Genomic DNA, 17,410 nt, shown 5'->3' with positions numbered 1-17,410 from the left:
CAGCCTCAACGGCGGCCCGCTCGACGTCGGGGCCTGCTCAGCGACGGCGCCCGGCGGACTCGTCCTCGTTCAGCCGCTCGAACATCGCGTTGTAGGCGCGCAGCTCGGCGTCGTCGTCCCGCTCGGCCTGCCGGTCGATGCGCCGGGCCTCCCGGTCCCCGGCCCGGGACCACTGGATCGCCAGGATCACGGCGAGCACCATCGTCGGGATCTCCCCCAGCGCCCACATGAACGCCCCGCCGTACTGCTGGTCCTCGATGGCGCTGCGGCCCCAGGCCCGGCCGAGGTTGCCGTACCAGGAGGCCTGCAGCAGCACGGTCGTGGACATGATCGCGATGCCGACGAAGGCGTGGTAGCCCAGGGTCGCGACCAGCATGATGATGCGGATCGGGTAGTCCGGGCGACGCGGGATGGGATCCACCCCGATGAGCACTAGGCAGAAGATGTACCCGGTGACCAGGAAGTGCACCATCATGAACTCGTGGCCCACGTGGTAGCGCAGGGTGACCCCGAACAGCGGGGTGAAGTAGAACAGCACGATGGACCCCGCGAAGTTCACCGCCGCGAAGATCGGGTGGGTGATGACCTTGGACCACCCGGAGTGCACCAGGCGCAGGATCCACTCGCGCGGCCCGCGGGTGCCGTCCTGACGCGGTTCCAGGGCCTGCAGCAGCAGGGTCACGGGCGCCCCCAGGACCAGGAAGATCGGGATGATCATGGTCAGGGACATGTGCTCCATCATGTGCACCGAGAACAGCACCCGGGAGTACACGGCGAAGGCCCCCGACGTCGCGTAGGTGACCAGGGTCAGGCCCACCAGCCACGAGGCCAGGCGCAGCACCGGCCACCTCCGGCCCTGGCGGCGCACCCGCACGAAGGCCCACACGTAGGCCCAGGCCAGCATCGCGACGACGAAGACCCAGAACCAGTCGAAGCGCCACGTGCCCAGCCAGGTGCCGATCCCGTGCGGCTGCGGCGGCATCTCGTACCAGGTGATGATCCGGGCCGGGGAGGCGGTGGGCGGCAGCTCCTCGCTGACCGGCGGGGCGGTGCGCGAGAGGGTCACGGCCAGCCCCGCGGCCCCGGCCATGATGATCAGCTCCGCGGCGATCACCTGCCAGATCCCCCGGAAGGCGCTCAGCCGCCCGTCCTCCACCCGCGGGATCAGCCACAGCCGATGCGCGGCACCGGCCAGCCCCAGCAGCGCCGTCAGGCACGCCTTGGCCACGATCAGCAGCCCGTAGGAGGTGCCCAGATCGGAGAAGCCGTGCAGGCGCACCGCGGCGTTGAGCACCCCGGAGATCGCCACGAGCAGGAAGCCCAGCAGCGCGACGGCGGAGTAGCGGCGCAGCACGGCCACGGCCATGGGCACCCGGCGAGAGGCCGCCGTCGCCTTCCCGCGCACCCGCTCGGGGACCGTGCCGGTGCCGGCGTCGGGCCCGGTGAGGTCCCGGGAGAGATAGGCCAGCACCAGCAGACCGCCGAACCACAGGACGACGCCGAACAGGTGCAGCCCCAGCGAGTTGACCGCGCCCATGTGGTCGTCCCCGCCGGAGGAGTGCCCGCTCAGGGCCATCGCGACGATCGCGATGAAGGAGAAGGCGAGGGTCAGGAACAGGCCCAGCAGCTGGCGCACCGCGAAGACGAGGGTCGTGGTCACCGCGCCCACGATCACCACGGCGGCCTGCTCCTGGCCGGTGCCGATGCCCTGGATGTAGCCGAGCAGCTGGCTGGTGAAGGCGGCGTCGGCGGAGATCCGCGTCCCGGAGATGTCCGCGTAGGCCAGGACCAGCACGGTAAGCCCCGCGATCGTCCAGGTCAGAGCCGAGACCGCCGCGAGATTCAGGACCGCGGCGAAGGGCCCGTACTCCGTTGCGTCCTCCTCCTGGGCGGCGGGGCGGGTCCGGGTACGCCCGCCGGCCGGGCCCCGGGCATCGCGGGCGAACCGCGGGATGAACGCGACGGCGAACAGCAGCGCGCCCATCGTGGCGGCCATGGACAGGTTCAGCACGGCCTCCGCCACCGGCAGCGCCCAGCGCACGAAGGCCCCCGGGTCCTTCAGGGCGGTGCCGGCCGCGGAGCCGCTGAGCACCAGGGAGACGACGAGGAAGACCAGCATGGCCGCGGGCACCGCCAGCAGCCACGGCCGGTGCAGCCCGCGCGCGATCCCCGTGGGCAGGGGATCCGGCGTGGGGGCGGCGGGTGCGGTGGCTGGGGGCATGGGGTCCTCGGTTCGACGGTCAGGGGGCGGGGGGTGCGGCGGTGTCCGGGAGCGGATCAGGAGAACAGGGTCTCGCCGACGAATCCATTGTCCTCGCACCCGGGAGGGATCGCGAAGACCGCGGAGCCGATGGGCACGGTCCAGGTGTTCAGCCGGTCCAGCTCGGCCAGGCGCCGCTGGATGGGCACGAACTGCCGGACCGGGTCCGCCTGGTAGGCGGCGAAGATCAGACCGGTGCGGCTCACCCCGCCGTCGGTGTGCCCCGCCCCGGAGAAGCCGGAGCCCTCCGCGACCGGCAGGTCGTAGTTGTACGGGCGGCGCAGGATCCGCTCCAGCGGGGTGGTCGCGGTGGCCCGGCGCAGGTGGGCGTCCCGAGCGATGACGGGGAAGCCGTGGGGCCCGGTCGCGGAGAGGTCCGCGGGGGTGTGCTCGGTGCCCCCGGTCAGGGGCGCGCCGTCGGCCAGGGTGCGCCCGACGGCGTCCTCCCGCCCCGGGGTGTCCACCTCGTCCCAGGTGTCCAGGTTCATGTGGATCCGGCGAATCACCACGGAGGTGCCGTCCGGGGTCCACGGGGTGAGCCCCTCGGCCCGGCCCCACACCACGTCCTCCACGGAGCCGTCCTCGGTGCTGGGGTTCACGGTCCCGTCCACCTGCCCGAAGAGGTTGCGGGTGGTCTGGGAGGCCCGCACGGACCCGGCGGCGTTGCGGAAGCCCTGCTGGGTCCAGGCCAGGGTGCCGAAGCCGCGCACGTCCTTGAGCAGCACCCGCTGCGCGTGAGCCAGGGTGACCCGGTCCTCGCAGCCGATCTGCAGCAGCAGATCCGCGGCACCCCACTCCTCCTGCAGCCGGTCGATCTGCGGGAAGGCGGGCAGGGGCCGCAGCCACGAGGGCTTGGCGTGCGGTGCCACGAGGTCGAAGATCCGCTCGCCGAAGCCCACCGTCACGGTGAGGTTCGCCGGGATCTCGGCCAGCTCCCGCTCCTGGTCGGTGACCGGGGCCTGCCCCTGGGTGAGCTGGGCGGCGTCGGCGGTGAGCACCCGCAGCAGCCGCCGCACCCCCTCCCGGTCCACCTGCCGGTGCAGGCGGATCCCCAGGAACGCGGCGTGGGCCTGCGGCGGGGTGTCCACACCGGCCTGGCGCCTGCCGTGGAAGCCGATGCGCGCGGTGGCCAGCGGGGTGCCAGGCACGGGGGCGGCGGCATCGCGCGGGTCCGCCGAGGCGGCGGGGGACGGCTCCTGCGCACTGCGACGCAGCAGCTCGACCCCCACCGCCCCGGCGGCCCCGGCCGTGGCCGTGGCGCCGCCGATCAGGGTGGCGCGGCGGGTCGGGCGGACTCCCGGACGCCGGGGCTCCGGGCGCTCACCTGAGGTGCCGGATCCTCTCCTGGTGGCGGACATCGCGGCTACCCCGAGCAGCGCGGCAGCGCGGAGGCGGTGCCGTCGGAGGGGTCCGCGGCGTGCATGCCGTGCCCGGCATGCTCGCCGCGGTCGTCGTGATCCGCGCCGGCCGAGGCCTCGGCGGTCGGGTCGTAGTGCTCCTGCGCGCCGGCGTAGTCCCGGATCGGGGCGCTGACGCGCAGCTGGCCGTCGCCCTCGGTGCGCAGCACCAGCTGCGTCTCATCTCCGGCCAGCAGGGCGCAGCGCAGGTCCATGAGCATCACGTGGTTCCCACCCGGGGAGAGCTCGAGGGACTGGCCGGGCTCGATGGTGAAGCCGTCCTCCTTCTCCCGCATGGTGCTGGACCCGCCGGCCTCCTGCGCGGTCTCGTGCAGCTGCACGGACCCGGCCGTACGGGACTCGGCCCCGACGATCCGCACGGTGTGATCCGTGTGGTTGACCACGTGCCCGAAGGCCGAGGTCATCCCGGAATCCCCGGCCTTGACCCACACGTCCTCGGCCGTGAGCGCCCCGGCCGCCGACGCCGAGGCGGAGGCCGTGGGATCCGCGCTCGAGGCGGTCTCCCCTCCCCCGCCGCAGGCGCTCAACCCCAGACCGAGCAGACCGGTCAGGGTGAGGACCGCGCCGGTGCGCAGCGGGCGGCGTCGCGGGTGGCCCACCCGCGACGCGGTCCGGGCCGCCGCGCGGCGCGGGCTCCTCCCGGAGCCGTTGCCCATGCCGGAGCCGGTGGCCGCGGTGCCGGTGATTCCGGTGGCGGCGGTGGGCGTCGTCGTCATGCTGATCACCGCCCGTTCGCGGCGGCGTCGTCGTGCTCGGACCCCCGGCCGGTCTCGCGTCCGGTGTCTGCGCCCCGGGTGCGGCGGGCGCGCAGCGAGGCGACCACCAGAATGATCACGCCCACCAGCACGACGGCGCCCACGGCGCCGATCAGCGCGACCGCCCACAGGGGCAGGCTCTGTCCCTCGGCGGAGGCCGGCGCGGAGCTGGTCGCCTGCTCAGGGCTCTCGGTGGCCGCGGGGCTCGTGGCGTGCTCGTGGTGCTCGGCGGCGTCGTGGTCGCCGTGGTCGTGGGCGGCGGCGGAGGAGGACGCGGCGGGCTGCCCGGCCCCGCCCTGACCGACGGTGAAGGAGTAGGTGCCCTCGATGGGGTGGCCGTCGGAGGAGACCACCCGCCAGGAGACGGTGTAGGTCTCGTCCCCGGCCTCCGGGCTGATCCGCTGGATCACGTGGGTGCCGTCCACGGTGACGTCCCCGGTGGAGACGGTCTTCCCCTGGGAGTCGGTCACGCGGACCTCGTTGCCCAGCGCGGTGATGTCCCCGGAATAGGTCAGCGTGATCCGGTCCGGGGCCTGCTCGAGCGTCGCGCCGTCGGCCGGATCGGCCTGCAGCAGCTCATCGTGGGCCTGGGCCGCGGGTGCCCCGGCGAACAGGGCCAGGCACAGGGCCAGCAGGGCGCCGAGGAGCGCGGGCAGGCGATGGGCGGCAGGACGGAGGCGGGTGCGGTGGTCGGGGCGCGCGCCGGCGCCCGGGGTGCGGGAGATTCCCATGGTGGTGGACCCTTTCGGTCGGTTCCCCGCGCAGCGCTCGAGACCCGGTGAAGCCGGGTGAGCGATGCTGATGCGGGGGTGCTTGCGGTGCTGCGGTGACGGACCCCGGCGATGACGCGGCGGCCGGTCCGCAAGGACTCGGCGCTCGACGCCGCGGTGCGGCGGGATCCGGTGGTGGGCCCGAGCGCTCGGCTCAGGCGGGTAGCGCCAGCGGGGGACCGCGGGTGTCCACCGTGCCCGGGCGGATCCGGGAGACCAGGACGGCTCGGCAGGACAGGATGAGGGGCCGGGGGCGGCGCGAGGGGGTCGGCACCGGGCCCGGCAGGGTCAGCAGGCGCCGCAGACCCAGGCGCACGGCGCGCAGCAGACCGGCCAGCGCGGCGTCGCCCCGGCGGATCGCGAGGATCGTCAGGACGGCGGCCAGCGCGTGCACCGCGACCATGAGGGGGCTCAGCTGATGCACCGCATCCGCCGAGGCCGCCGGCTGCACGGAGCCCAGCGGAGCCGCACCGTGGTGGCCGGCGTGGGCCGCAACGGCACCCGTCCCGACCCCGCCGTGCCCGGCGAGCGTCAGGAGGGTGTGCAACCCGGCCTGGGAGCCCAGCACCCCGAGGCCCGTGGAGAGTCGGGGCAGGCGCAACCCCGCCAGGAGCACGCACAGCATCCCGGACAGGGACCAGCACAGACCCAGGATCAGGGGGTGCGGGAGGTGTCCGGTCAGGACCGCGTGCGAACCCGCGCCGACGAACACCGCCACCGAGGCCACGCCCCACCCGCGCAGCAGGCGATGGATGCGCTCGGGCAGGCCCCACGGGTTGGGGGTCGGGACCACGGGCACCTCCTCGGGTCGGGCGGCGATTGATGAGCGGAACGCGGAAGCGGCCTCCATCCTACCGTCCGACCCCCGCTCACCTCCGGTGCCGCGCCCCGGCCGATCCCGCCGGATCCCCGCCCGGCGTCGGGGTGCGACGAGGGCCCCGCCCCCGCGATCACGGCGGATCGCGGGCGCGGGGCCCTCGGATGCTGATGCCTCAGCGGAAAGAGCTACTTCTTGGCGACGGCGGCCTTCAGCTTGGAGCCGGCGGAGAGCTTCACACCGTGGCCGGCCGGGATCTCGATGGACTCACCGGTCTGCGGGTTGCGCCCGGTGCGAGCGGCCCGATCGGTGCGCTCGACGGAGAGCCAGCCCGGGATGGTGACCTTCTCGCCCTGCGCGACGGAGGACTCGAAGACCTGGAAGAGGGCATCCAGCACGCCGTTGACGGCGGACTGTGACATCCCGGACTTCTCGGCCACCTCGGCCACGAGTTCGCTGCGGTTCTTCGCCATGTTGTGTCCCTCCTGAGACATCGGATGTAAGCGGCTCAGGTCAGCATAGCCGACCCGCGGCCCCAAATTACCAGCTGGACTTGGTGATGCCCGGCAGCTCGCCGCGGTGGGCCATCTGGCGGAAGCGCACGCGGGAGATCCCGAACTTCTGGAAGGTCCCGCGGGGGCGGCCGTCGATCTGGTCACGGTTGCGCACGCGCACCGGGGAGGCGTTGCGGGGCAGCTTCTGCAGGCCCAGGCGGGCCTCCTCGCGGGCCTCGGGGGAGGCGTTCTCGTCGACGAGGGTCTTCTTCAGCTCCTCGCGCTTGGCGGCGTAGCGCTCGACGATGGCCTTGCGCTGCTCGTTGCGGGCGATCTTGGACTTCTTGGCCATGTGTGTCTCAGCGCTCCTCTCGGAAGTCGACGTGCTTGCGGACCACGGGATCGTACTTCTTCATGACCAGGCGATCCGGGTTGTTGCGGCGGTTCTTGCGGGTCACGTAGGTGTACCCGGTGCCGGCCGTGGACTTGAGCTTGATGATCGGACGAACGTCCTTGGTGTTGGAAGCCATGATCAGATCTTCTCCCCGCGGGCGATGATGTCAGCGACGACGGCGTCGATCCCGCGCGCGTCGATGACCTTGATGCCCTTGGCGGACACGTTCAGGGTCACGTTGCGGCGCAGGGACGGCACCCAGTAGCGCTTCTTCTGGATGTTGGGGTCGAACCGGCGCTTGTTGCGGCGGTGCGAGTGGGAAATGCTGTGTCCAAAGCCGGGAACAGCTCCGGTCACCTGGCAGACGGCTGCCATAGTTACTCCTCCAATGTTGACGAAATGACGGTGCGCTCTCGCGCCAGCCGGGCGGGCGGCTCGAACAGCGCCCCGTCACCTACCGTGAGAGCACCGGATGAGTCGCCGGGCCTGAGTGTGGGAGTCAGGCCCGGTGTGAGAGGTCCGGGACCTGCCCCTGCCGCGGGATCACGGTGAAGCTTGGTTCGGTGCCGAAGGGTGGACGCACCACTACGACAGCGTTAAATACTAGGGATCCCGGCCCGCGATGGCAACCTCTGCGCCGCGCCCATGGCCTTAATCACCGCGGAATCACGCGGGCGGGGCGCCGGCCTCCCTCTCCTCCCGGCCCCGGGCGGCGTCGCCGCCCTCGGTGACCTGCAGGGACTGCAGGTCCGGGTAGCGCGGGCTCAGGGAGTCTCCGGAGGAGGTGCCGCGCAGGCGCCGCCCCACCCACGGCAGGGCGAAGGTGCGCACCCACTCCAGGTTGGCGCGGGTGGCCTGGACCCGGGAGACCTCCCGCATCTGCGGCAGCGGCTCCAGCCCCAGCTCCCCGGCCCCCACCTGCAGGGCCTCCAGGACCTTCCCGGCCATCTTGATGTGCCCCAGGGTGTTCATGTGCAGGCGGTCCTTGGCCCAGTACCGGGCGTCGGAGAACTCCTCGGAGAAGCGCCAGAAGTCCACCAGGATCAGGTCGTGCTTCTCCGCGATCTCCCGCAGCAGCTCGTTGTAGATCGCGGTGCGCCCGCGGGTGGCCTTGAAGACGCCGTAGAAGTGCTTGACGTCGAAGCCGGTCAGGGTCAGCACCTGGGCCCCGGAGGCCCGCAGGCGTCCGAAGGCCTCGTCGTAGTCGGCCATCAGCGCGTCCACGTCGATGCTCGGGCGCAGGATGTCGTTGCCCCCGCCGTAGAGGCTGACCAGCGTGGGGCGCAGCGCCAGGGCGGCGTCCACCTGCTCGGCCAGGATGGGCTCCAGGGTGCGGCCGCGGATCGCGAGGTTGGCGTAGAGGGTCTGCGGGAAGCGCAGGGTCAGCTGCTCGGCCACCCGATCCGCCCATCCGCGCACCCCGTTGGGTCGGGACGCGTCCTCATCGCCCACGCCCTCGGTGAAGGAGTCCCCCAGCGCCACGTAGCGGATCTGGTGCTCCTCCGGCTCCCGGGCCCCCGGGGCATCGGCGGCCGGCTCGTGTTCGCTGTACTCGGTGCTCATGGATCTCCTGCCTGCATGCTCGAACTCGCGCCCCGCCGCCTCCCCCGGACCGGCGCGCGCCGCAGGCGCGGCGTCGACGGGAGCCACCGGCAGGGCACGGCCCCTCCAGCTTAGGACTCGGCCTGCCCGGCCTTCCAATAGCCCATGAAGGAGATCCGGCGCCGGTCGATCCCGGCCTCGTTGACGCAGACCCGGCGGGCGGCCCGCACGACGGCGGCCTCCGCGGCCAGCCACACCGACACCCCCGCCGGATCCTCGGACTCCTCCGCTCGACCCCACACCAGCTCCCCGGGTTCGGCCCGCTGCGCGGCGATCCCGGCGGCGTCCTCCTCCGCGGCCCGCGGCACCAGCCCCAGCTCCTCGCGCAGAGCGCTCAGCAGCGCTCGGCCGCGCATCCGCTCCGGCTCCCGCTCCAACAGCCGCACCCGCACCTCGGGGCGGGCGGCCGCCTCCGGCAGGCCGGCAGCCAGATCCTGCGCGTTGCCCGCGGACACCTCCAGCAGCACGGCGGCCTGGGTTCCGGCGGGCAGGGCCTCCAGCACCGAGCAGGCCGCCGGCACCGCGGTCTCGTCCCCGCCCAGCAGATACCGCTCGGCCCGACCCGGATCCCAGGTCCCCCACAGGACGTCCTCGCGCGTGGGCCCCAGCAGGCTCAGCTCATCGCCCACGCGGGCCGAGGCCGCCCAGGCGGCCCCCGGCCCCTGCTGGTCCCCGTGTCCGTGCAGCACGAAGTCGACGTCGATCTCCACTCCGGGACTCCCCTCCGGGGAGGTCCACGGGCGAGCCGCGCGCAGCGTGTAGGTGCGCATCCACCCGCCGCGCTCCCGCGCCGAGGCGGCGAACCAGGCCCGATGCCAGTCCGCGGCCTCCAGATCCGGCAGCACCGGTCCCTCGTGCTCCGGGTGGGGCAGCAGCAGCTTGAGATAGGCGTCCAGCACCGGGCCCGCCCCGTCCCCGGCGGGCGCGGCCAGCTCGATCAGCCCCGGGGAGGCCAGGCTCACCCGCAGGAAGTCCCGGCTCAGGGGCCGCACCCCGGTCACCCGGGTGCGGAACACGGTCATGGGTCGGCGCGGCATGGTGCCTCCTTCTGGATCAGGGGTGCGGACGGGCGGACGGCGTCGGCCGCGGGCTCACGGTGCGGCGGTCCCCGATGCTCCGCTGCCCGGCCTCTCGTGACCGGGCGCGGCCTCGTCGGCGGTCGGGGCCGGGCACGGGCACCGACGCCGCGGCACCACCACGGGGGCCCCGCCCTCCTCGGCGCGCAGCACCCGGGCGTCCAGGCCGAACACGCGCGCCAGGTGCCCCTCCGTGAGCACCTCCTCCGGGGCGCCGGCCACCTCGATGCGCCCGTCCTTCATGGCCACCAGGTGGTCCGCGGCCCGGGCGGCCAGGTTCAGCTCATGCAGCACCATGACCACGGTGGTCCCGTGCTCGCGGTTCAGCTCCACCACCAGGTCCAGGACCTCCACCTGGTGGGCCAGGTCCAGGTAGGTCGTGGGCTCGTCCAGCAGCAGCACATCGGTCTGCTGGGCCAGGGCCATCGCGATCCACACCCGCTGGCGCTGCCCGCCGGACAGCTCCGCCACGGGCCGCTCGGCCAGCTCCCCGGTCCGGGTGGCCGCCAGCGCCCAGGCGACCGCGGCGTCGTCCTGCGCGGAGGCCCGGGAGAACAGCCCCTGGTGGGGGTAGCGCCCGCGGGAGACCAGGTCCGCGACCGTGATCCCGTCCGGGGCCACCGGCTGCTGCGGCAGCAGGCCCACGGTGCGGGCGAACTCCCTGGCCCCGAAGGAGCCGAGGGGTCGCCCGCCTAGGGTCACGGTCCCGGCGCTCGGGCGCAGCAGCCGGGAGAACCCGCGCAGCAGCGTCGATTTGCCGCAGCCGTTGGGCCCGATGATCGCGGTGACCCGCCCGGTCGGCACCCGCAGGCTCAGCTCCCGGACCACCCGACGGTCCCCGTAGCCCAGCTCCAGCCCCTCGGCCACCAGCTCCGGCGGACTCGAGCGCGGCGGGGCGCCGGGGGTCGTGCTCTCAGTGCTCATGCTCATGTCCTCTCCTTGTGCTCCCCCGCGACCAGCCACAGCAGGACCGGTGCGCCGATGAGTCCGGTGATCACGCCCACCGGCAAGCGGCCCCCGGGGATCAGGTTCGCCGCGGTGAAGTCCGCCAGCACCACCAGGATCGCGCCCACCAGCGCGGATCCGACGAGGGTGTGCCCGCCGCCGACCAGGCGCCGGGCGACGGGCCCGGAGACGAAGGCGACGAAGGCGATCGGCCCGGTCATCGACACCGCCACGGCCGCCAACGCGGTGGCCAGCCCGATGCCCAGCCACCGCACGGCGGTGACCGGGACCCCCAGGCCCGCGGCCAGCTCCTCCCCCACGGCCATCGCGTGCAGGGGGCGGGAGAGGAGCGCCAGCAGCGGCAGGAGCGCGATCAGCGCCGCGCCCGTCAGCCCGATCCGCTGCCAGGAGGAGGCCCCGAGAGAGCCGGTGAGCCAGATCGCGGCGTCGGCGGCCTGGTACACGCTCATCCGGGACAGCAGGTAGTTGGTCACGGCGATGGCCAGCACCGAGATCCCCAGCCCGGTGAGGATGAACCGCCCGCCCACGGCCTCCCCGGCCCCGGGGCCGCTCGCGGCCCGTCCGGAGACGCTGAGCAGGAACACCGCGACGGCGGCGAGCCCGGCCCCGATCAGCCCGCCCGCGGCCAGGCCGAGCCCCGCCGCGCCGAAGAACGCGGCCGAGGCGATCGCCCCCAGGCTCGCGGAGGCGCTGATGCCGATGACGTCCGGGCTGGCCAGGGGGTTGCGCAGCAGCAGCTGGAACACCGCCCCCGCGGTGCCGAAGGCCAGCCCGGCCAGGGCCCCGAGCACCGCGTGCGGCAGCTTGTCCTCCATGACGATGAAGGAGGCGGCGGGCGCGGCGTCCACGGTGCCCCCGCCGAGGATCGTGAGGAAGTCCGGGATGGTCACGGTGTAGGTGCCCAGCAGCACCCGCACGGCCATCGCGCCCAGCAGGGTCAGGCCCAGGACGGCGAGCACCGCTCGCGGGCGGCGTCGGGAGCGGGCGCGCAGCCGGGAGAGGTCCGCACCGGTCAGGGCCCGGTGCGCAGATGAAGGGGAGGTGCGGGTCGCGGCGGCGGTCACAGGCTCATCGCCTTCCGCGAGCGGATCATCGCCAGGAACACGGGCACGCCGACGACGGCCATGCTGACCCCCACCTCCACCTCGGTCGGCGGCAGCACCACCCGCCCGACGGCGTCGGCCAGCAGCAGCACCACGGGACCGGCCAGGGCGCTCAGCGGCAGGATCCACCGGTAGTCCGGGCCGGTCAGCGAGCGCACCGCGTGCGGGACCATGAGCCCGACGAAGGCGATAGGCCCGGCCAGGGCCACGCCCGCCCCGCACAGGAGGGTGACCCCGGCGAAGACCAGGGCCCGGGCCGGCCCCACCCGGGTGCCCAGGGCGCGGGCCATGTCATCGCCCAGGGCGAAGCTGTTGACGGAGCGGGCCATCCCCACGGTCAGGAGCAGGCCCAGCAGGATCAGGGGCAGCAGGATCAGCACATCGGCGTAGGAGGCGCGGGTCAGGGCGCCCAGCTGCCACCGGCGGAAGGAGTCCAGGGTCTCCTGGTGCTGCAGGTTCATGGCCGAGGTCAGCGACGCCGCCCCGGCGGAGAACGCCGCCCCGACCAGGGCGAGCTTGATCGGCGTCGCCCCCTCGCGTCCGATGCTGGCGATCGCGTAGACCACCACCGCGGCCAGGCCCGCCCCGATCAGGGCCCACACGGCGATGGCCATGGTGCCGCTGATCCCGAGCAGGGTGATGCCCAGGACCACGGTGGCCGCCGCCCCGGCGTTGATCCCGAGGATCCCGGGATCGCCCAGCGGATTGCGGGTGACCCCCTGCATCGCCGCTCCCGCCGCGGCCAGGCTGGCGCCGATGACGACGCCGACGACGGTGCGGCGCACCCGATCCGCGACGATCACCCCGTCCGGGCTCACCGGATCGTCCAGCTCGGCCAGGGCGTGCCAGACGCGCGCGGGGCTCAGCGGGTTCGCCCCGATCAGGATGGAGGCGAGCACCGCCGCGGCGAGCAGGGCGAGCACGATCAGCAGCGCGGGGCCGCGGCGTCGAGAGCGCGCGGACGCGCCGGCCCCGGCCGCTCCCGCGGTGGGCGGGGCCGGTCGGGTCGGCGTCGTCTGGGCGGCGGACAGGGCGGACTACTCCCGACCGGTCTTGGCGGCCTGGGCCACCTTGTCGATGAAGTCCGTGTGCTCCACCAGCCAGTCCATGCCCAGCGGGGAGATGCCCAGGGCGAGGGTCTCCTTCTTGTCGGAGTCCAGCACGGAGGCGCCCTTGGCGATCGCGGGGATCTGCTTCAGGGTCGCGTTGTCCTCGATGGTCTGGACGTCGGAGTCCTTGTCGATCCAGGAGTAGATCATGTCCGACTTCAGATCGGCGGCCTTCTCGTTGGACCACTGGATGTAGAAGGTGTCGGCCTTCGCGTTCTTCACGGCGTCGGCCTCCTCCATCCCGAGGGACTTCATGAAGGTCACCCGGCCGTCGCCCTTGGTGTAGACGCTGATGGAGGGCTGCCCGTCGGTCACGGCCAGGGCCGAGGAGATGAAGGTGGCGCCCTTGAGCTCCTCGTGCTGGGCGGCCTTGTCCTGGATCTTCTCCTCGGTCTCGGAGATGACGGTCCCGGCGTGCTCGGGGCGGCCCAGGGCGGTGCCGATGACCTTGGTGTAGTCCTGCCAGGGGGTGGTCCACCCGTCGGAGTCCTTGGCGTGGGTCACCGTCGTGGCGATCTTGGAGAGCTTGTCGTAGGCCTCCTGGTCCACGGTGCCGACGACGGCGAGGATCAGGTCCGGCTCGAGCTTGGCGATCTCCTCGTAGTTGATGCCGTCGGTCTCGGTGAACCGCGTGGGCTGCTGCGCGCCGAGCTCCTTGATGCGGTCATCGAACCAGTCCGTGGAGTGGTTGGAGTTCTCCCCCCAGCCGACCTGCCCGGAGCCCACGGGCACGACGCCGAGGGACAGGGCCACCTCCGCGTTGATCCAGCCGATGCCGACGACGCGCTTCGGCTCGGCGTCGACGGTGGTCTTGCCGTAGGCGTGCTCGATGGTCACCGGGAAGGCATCCTGCTCGGCGGAGGAGGAGGCCGAGGCGGAGGAGCTGGAATCCGAGCCGCCGTTGGAGCCGGTGGAGCAGGCGGCCAGCGCGAGGGCCGCGGCGGAGGCGGCGGCGGTCTTGAGGAACGCGCCGCGGGTCAGAGAGGGCATGGGGGTCTCCTGTCGAGAGCCGGTGTGATTCTGCCGGTTCGGCGCCGCGCGCCGGACCCGCCCCATCCTAACCGCCCCGGACGCCATTAGCGCACTCGGATGTGCTGTTATCCCCAGACCCCGCCATGAGCACCGCCACGGTGCAGGGCCCGGGGGATGGTGCCTGGAAGGATGGAGAGCATGTCCTTCCTTCCGAATCCCGCCGCCTCCTCCCAGCCCTCGCCCCTGGATCCCGGGTGGGTGCCCCGCTGCGCCGTCTTCGACTGCGACGGGGTGCTGATGGACACCGAGCGGCAGTGGGTGGATTCCGTGGCCACCGTGGCGCGGGAGTACGGCCTGGCCGACCCCCAGGGTCTGGCGGAGGGGCTGACCGGGATGACCGCGGAGCAGATCGCCCACCGGGTGGCCGAGGCGGTGGCGGCCGAGCGCCTCCCGGGTCGGGCGTCGGCCCCCGGTTCCGCTTCCGCACCGGGAGCATGCGCGGGGGACGCCCGCGATCCGGAGGGGACAGCCCCGGCGTCGTTGGAGGCGGAGATCCTCACCGCGCTGACGGACCTGGACATGGAGCGCCTGTCCCGCGGGGTGGATCTGCTGCCCGGGGCCCTGGAGCTGGTGCGCGCCCTGGCCGCCGTCATGCCGGTGGCGGTGGCCTCCAACTCCCGCCGGGACGTGCTGGATCTGAAGATGCGCTCCGGCGGCTACGCCCCGCTGCTGAGCACATGGGTCTCCACCGATGACGTGCCCGCCGGCAAGCCGGCCCCGGACATGTACGCGGAGGCGGTGCGGCGGATGGGCTGCGCACCGGGGCAGGCGGTGGCCTTCGAGGATTCCGCGCCCGGGGCCACCGCGGCGGTGCGGGCCGGGACCCGGGTGGTCGGCCTGGTCGCGGCCGACGGGAGCGGGGATCCCGTCTCGGCGCCGGGCTTCCCCGCGGCCGCACTGGTCTGCTCCTTCCTGGACCCCCAGTTCCTGGGGGTGGTGCGCGGGTGGACGGGTGCCCGCGCCGCGCGGCGGGATTAGCATCGGAAGGAGAACGTGACCTGCGGATCCGAGCGCGGCGGGAGGTGATGGGCGCATGGCACCTGAGATGGAGGGTGAGCCGCCGCTTTCGGGCGACGCCGCCCGAGCCGCGCGGCGGATGGTCGGCGGGATCTCCTTCGCCCTGTGCCTGCTCGGGGTGCTGACCGTGCTGGGCCTGCTCGCGCTGGGCCATCCCCGATGGACGCTGATCGGGGCGGCCCCGCTGCTGGCGGGAGTAGCCGGGATGATCGCGGTGCGACGCCGCCTGCACCCCGCCCTGCGGGATCCCGGCCAGCCGGGTCCGCGCACCCGCGGCAGGGGGTGGTTCCTGCTGCCGCTGGGGCTGGCGGTGCTCGGGTTGGCGGCGGTGATCGTGGGCAACCGGATGCCGGAGCTGCTGGCGGGCCGGGATCCCGGGTGGATCCGCAACATCGTGATGCTGTGGGTGGAGATCGGCTTCGTGCTGATCCTCGCCGGCGGGCTGGGCACCGGTCTGGTGGCCCTGTCTCTGTGGACCGTGCCGGATGAGGACGACGCGATCCTGCGCCGCACCGACTACGCCCGCCGGGCCCGCGAGCGCGAACGCCGTCGCGATGGCGGCGACCCCGGACTCTACGACTCCGACTGGCTGCGCGGCCGACGCCGCTGACCCGGCGCTCTCGTTCGCTCCCCTGCGCCGAGCCGGCGCTCCCGTTCCCACCTCCCCACCGAGCCGGCGCTCCCGTTCCCACCAACGCATTTTTCGGGAACGGATGCGCCGGCTCGCGCATGTGGGTCCCCCGGGGATGCGCCGCCTCGCGCACGTGGGCCCCCGGGGAGACGGTGGATCACCCGTTCACCCCGCGAGGCGCCGCTCCAGCCCGTCCCGCACCCGCGGCCACTCCGCTCGCAGGACGCTGAAGTAGTCGACGTCGGCCACGGTCCCGTCAGCGGCGCGCCGGTACCCGCGCAGCGTGCCCTCGAAGCGGGCGCCGAGCCGGGCGATCGCCCGGTGGGAGCGGAGGTTCCGGTGATCGCAGCGCAGCGCGGCCCGGCCGACGTCGAGCTCCTCGAAGGCGTGCTCGAACAGCAGCAGCTTGCACACGGGGTTGACCCGGGTCCCCCACACCGAGCGCAGGTAGACGGTGCTGCCGATCTCCGTGCGCAGGCCGGGGACCAGGTCGTAGAACGTGGTGCGGCCGAGCACGCGGCCCTCCTCCTCCACAGCGAAGGCCAGGCAGTCCGGGCGGTTGATGAGCGCGCAGAACTCCTCGGCCAGCGCCTCCGGGGAGGGCGGCAGGGGCGCCGACATCCCCGCCCACATCCGCTCATCCAGGTGCGGGTGCAGCACCTCGGCGTCCTCGGGCCTCAGGGGGCGCAGCAGCACCCCATCCCGTTCCAACCGCACCTCGTGACGCATCCGCGCTCCCTTCCCGACACCCAGCCCCGACGACGTCGGAACCCGACGACATCCGCCCCCGCCCCAGCCGATCCCCGAGGCCCATCCGACCCTGCTCACGATGCCCCAGGCGCCGTCGCCGACGGCTCTCACCGCGGCGCGCCCTCCCCTCTGTGACGCCGTATGACACCCGGTGTCGGCGTCGGTTTCATCTGCCGACGTCTTTGGAGAGACCGGAAAACCCCGTGGTCTAATGGACGCATCGCGCCGCCGTCGGCGCTCCGCCGGCCCTGCCCTGGGCCCGGAATCCGGTCGACCTTCCGGATCGGCGGGAGTCCGACGCGCGGCGTTTGCGCACCACCCGCCACCGCATCGAGGAAACCACCATGAAGAAGAAGCTGGGAGCACTGCTCGCCATCGTCCCCCTGACCTTCGGTCTGACCGCCTGCGGCGGATCCGGTGACGGCGATGAGACCGTCAAGATCGCCATCACCGAGCACAACCAGGTCCAGGACACCCTGCAGGAGGAGGCGAAGAAGGAGGGCATCGACGTCGAGTACGTGGAGATGGGCGACTACTCCCGCCCCAACCCCGCCGTCGCCCAGGGGCAGGCGGACCTGAACTGGTTCCAGCACATCGCCTACCTGGCCAACTACAACGTGGACAACGACGACGACCTGCAGATCGTCGGCCCGACCTCGATCTACCCGCTGGGCCTGTACTCGAAGAAGTACGACAAGGTCGAGGACATCCCCCAGGGCGGGGAGATCGCGATCCCCAACGACGCCGTCAACGAGACCCGCGCGATCCTGGTGCTGAAGGCCGCCGGCCTGCTGACCCTCAAGGAGGACAAGGTCCAGCCCACCCAGGACGACGTGGACACCGCGAACTCCAAGGTCACCCTCACCGCGGTGGATGCCAAGCAGACCGTGGTGTCCATGGATTCGGTGGCCGCCTCCATCGTGAACAACACCTTCCTGGAGGATGCCGGCCTCTCGCCGGAGGACGCCCTGTACCAGGATGACCCGAAGAACGAGGACGCCCTGCCGTACGTGAACCTCTTCGTGTCCAAGAAGGGCGATGAGGACAACGAGACGTACCAGAAGATCGTGGACGTCTACCACTCGGACGCCGTGCAGGAAGCCGAGAAGAAGCAGTCCGGCGGCACCGCCGTGTCCGTGAGCAAGGACCGCACCGACGAGCTGCGCAAGGTGCAGACCAGGCTCGAGGACGAGAAGAAGAACAGCTGACCCGTCCC

Annotated in this window: 19 protein-coding genes; 3 read left to right on the top strand and 16 right to left on the bottom strand. The window is 73.0% G+C overall.

Translation table 11 applies throughout. The features are described 5' to 3' along the window. Window positions 1-37: 37 nt before the first annotated feature. From KKR01S_RS03715 to KKR01S_RS03645, 15 genes are all read right to left on the bottom strand, one after another. Complete coding sequence (locus KKR01S_RS03715) at window positions 38-2,221, bottom strand: bifunctional copper resistance protein CopD/cytochrome c oxidase assembly protein (protein WP_061225322.1); 2,184 nt, start codon at window positions 2,219-2,221, stop codon at window positions 38-40. 56 nt (window positions 2,222-2,277) lie between these two features. Then, entirely contained in the window at window positions 2,278-3,618 is a 1,341-nt protein-coding gene (locus KKR01S_RS03710) for a Dyp-type peroxidase (RefSeq protein ID WP_061225321.1), read from the bottom strand. 5 nt (window positions 3,619-3,623) lie between these two features. Continuing rightward, window positions 3,624-4,394 carry a copper chaperone PCu(A)C gene (locus tag KKR01S_RS03705; protein ID WP_131800578.1) on the bottom strand — a complete coding sequence of 257 codons (771 nt, stop codon included), beginning with the start codon at window positions 4,392-4,394 and terminating at the stop codon, window positions 3,624-3,626. Window positions 4,395-4,399: 5 nt separating this feature from the next. Continuing rightward, window positions 4,400-5,164 carry a copper resistance CopC family protein gene (locus KKR01S_RS03700; protein ID WP_061225319.1) on the bottom strand — a complete coding sequence of 255 codons (765 nt, stop codon included), beginning with the start codon at window positions 5,162-5,164 and terminating at the stop codon, window positions 4,400-4,402. 193 nt (window positions 5,165-5,357) lie between these two features. Then, window positions 5,358-5,996, bottom strand: coding sequence for a hypothetical protein (locus KKR01S_RS03695; RefSeq protein WP_061225318.1), 639 nt, complete (start codon window positions 5,994-5,996; stop codon window positions 5,358-5,360). A gap of 212 nt (window positions 5,997-6,208) precedes the next feature. Continuing rightward, a complete protein-coding gene (locus tag KKR01S_RS03690) occupies window positions 6,209-6,493 on the bottom strand; it encodes an HU family DNA-binding protein (RefSeq protein WP_058730831.1) in 285 nt (94 codons plus the stop codon). Window positions 6,494-6,560: 67 nt separating this feature from the next. Then, on the bottom strand, window positions 6,561-6,866 hold the full coding sequence (gene rpsN / locus KKR01S_RS03685) for a 30S ribosomal protein S14 (protein ID WP_058730830.1): 306 nt from the start codon (window positions 6,864-6,866) through the stop codon (window positions 6,561-6,563). Window positions 6,867-6,873: 7 nt separating this feature from the next. Then, on the bottom strand, window positions 6,874-7,044 hold the full coding sequence (gene rpmG, locus KKR01S_RS03680; protein ID WP_030015328.1) for a 50S ribosomal protein L33: 171 nt from the start codon (window positions 7,042-7,044) through the stop codon (window positions 6,874-6,876). 2 nt (window positions 7,045-7,046) lie between these two features. After that, window positions 7,047-7,283: a 50S ribosomal protein L28 gene (rpmB, locus tag KKR01S_RS03675; RefSeq protein ID WP_058730829.1), complete on the bottom strand. Its 237-nt coding sequence runs from the start codon at window positions 7,281-7,283 to the stop codon at window positions 7,047-7,049. 291 nt (window positions 7,284-7,574) lie between these two features. Further along, window positions 7,575-8,471, bottom strand: coding sequence for an SGNH/GDSL hydrolase family protein (locus KKR01S_RS03670; RefSeq protein ID WP_081101530.1), 897 nt, complete (start codon window positions 8,469-8,471; stop codon window positions 7,575-7,577). A 110-nt stretch (window positions 8,472-8,581) separates the two neighbouring features. Next, window positions 8,582-9,547 (bottom strand): siderophore-interacting protein, encoded by a 966-nt coding sequence (locus KKR01S_RS03665; protein WP_081101529.1) that lies wholly within the window; start codon window positions 9,545-9,547, stop codon window positions 8,582-8,584. A 54-nt stretch (window positions 9,548-9,601) separates the two neighbouring features. Further along, window positions 9,602-10,516 (bottom strand): ABC transporter ATP-binding protein, encoded by a 915-nt coding sequence (locus KKR01S_RS03660; RefSeq protein ID WP_217995727.1) that lies wholly within the window; start codon window positions 10,514-10,516, stop codon window positions 9,602-9,604. Beyond that, entirely contained in the window at window positions 10,513-11,616 is a 1,104-nt protein-coding gene (locus KKR01S_RS03655; RefSeq protein WP_224799637.1) for a FecCD family ABC transporter permease, read from the bottom strand. Before KKR01S_RS03655 ends, KKR01S_RS03660 begins: the two co-directional genes overlap by 4 nt. Further along, entirely contained in the window at window positions 11,613-12,578 is a 966-nt protein-coding gene (locus tag KKR01S_RS03650; RefSeq protein ID WP_224799635.1) for a FecCD family ABC transporter permease, read from the bottom strand. Before KKR01S_RS03650 ends, KKR01S_RS03655 begins: the two co-directional genes overlap by 4 nt. Window positions 12,579-12,692: 114 nt before the next feature. Continuing rightward, a complete protein-coding gene (locus KKR01S_RS03645; RefSeq protein WP_058730826.1) occupies window positions 12,693-13,754 on the bottom strand; it encodes an ABC transporter substrate-binding protein in 1,062 nt (353 codons plus the stop codon). A gap of 180 nt (window positions 13,755-13,934) precedes the next feature. Here KKR01S_RS03645 and KKR01S_RS03640 point away from each other — a divergent pair, with 180 nt between their 5' ends. Together KKR01S_RS03640 and KKR01S_RS03635 are read left to right on the top strand one after the other, a co-directional pair. Beyond that, complete coding sequence (locus KKR01S_RS03640) at window positions 13,935-14,774, top strand: HAD family hydrolase (RefSeq protein ID WP_061225315.1); 840 nt, start codon at window positions 13,935-13,937, stop codon at window positions 14,772-14,774. A 55-nt stretch (window positions 14,775-14,829) separates the two neighbouring features. After that, a complete protein-coding gene (locus KKR01S_RS03635) occupies window positions 14,830-15,423 on the top strand; it encodes a hypothetical protein (RefSeq protein WP_100464173.1) in 594 nt (197 codons plus the stop codon). Between the two features lie 186 nt (window positions 15,424-15,609). Here the strand turns inward: KKR01S_RS03635 and KKR01S_RS03630 are convergent, their stop codons facing one another. Continuing rightward, complete coding sequence (locus tag KKR01S_RS03630) at window positions 15,610-16,173, bottom strand: GNAT family N-acetyltransferase (protein ID WP_061225313.1); 564 nt, start codon at window positions 16,171-16,173, stop codon at window positions 15,610-15,612. 365 nt (window positions 16,174-16,538) lie between these two features. On the opposite strand from KKR01S_RS03630, the gene KKR01S_RS03625 reads away from it, so the two are divergent. Continuing rightward, a complete protein-coding gene (locus KKR01S_RS03625) occupies window positions 16,539-17,402 on the top strand; it encodes a MetQ/NlpA family ABC transporter substrate-binding protein (protein WP_061225312.1) in 864 nt (287 codons plus the stop codon). Window positions 17,403-17,410 lie beyond the last annotated feature (8 nt).

Source organism: Rothia kristinae NBRC 15354 (genome assembly GCF_001570865.1).
Taxonomy (GTDB): domain Bacteria; phylum Actinomycetota; class Actinomycetes; order Actinomycetales; family Micrococcaceae; genus Rothia; species Rothia kristinae.
The sequence above is the reverse complement of the archived record's forward strand: the minus strand, read 5'-3'. Positions and strand labels throughout refer to the sequence as shown.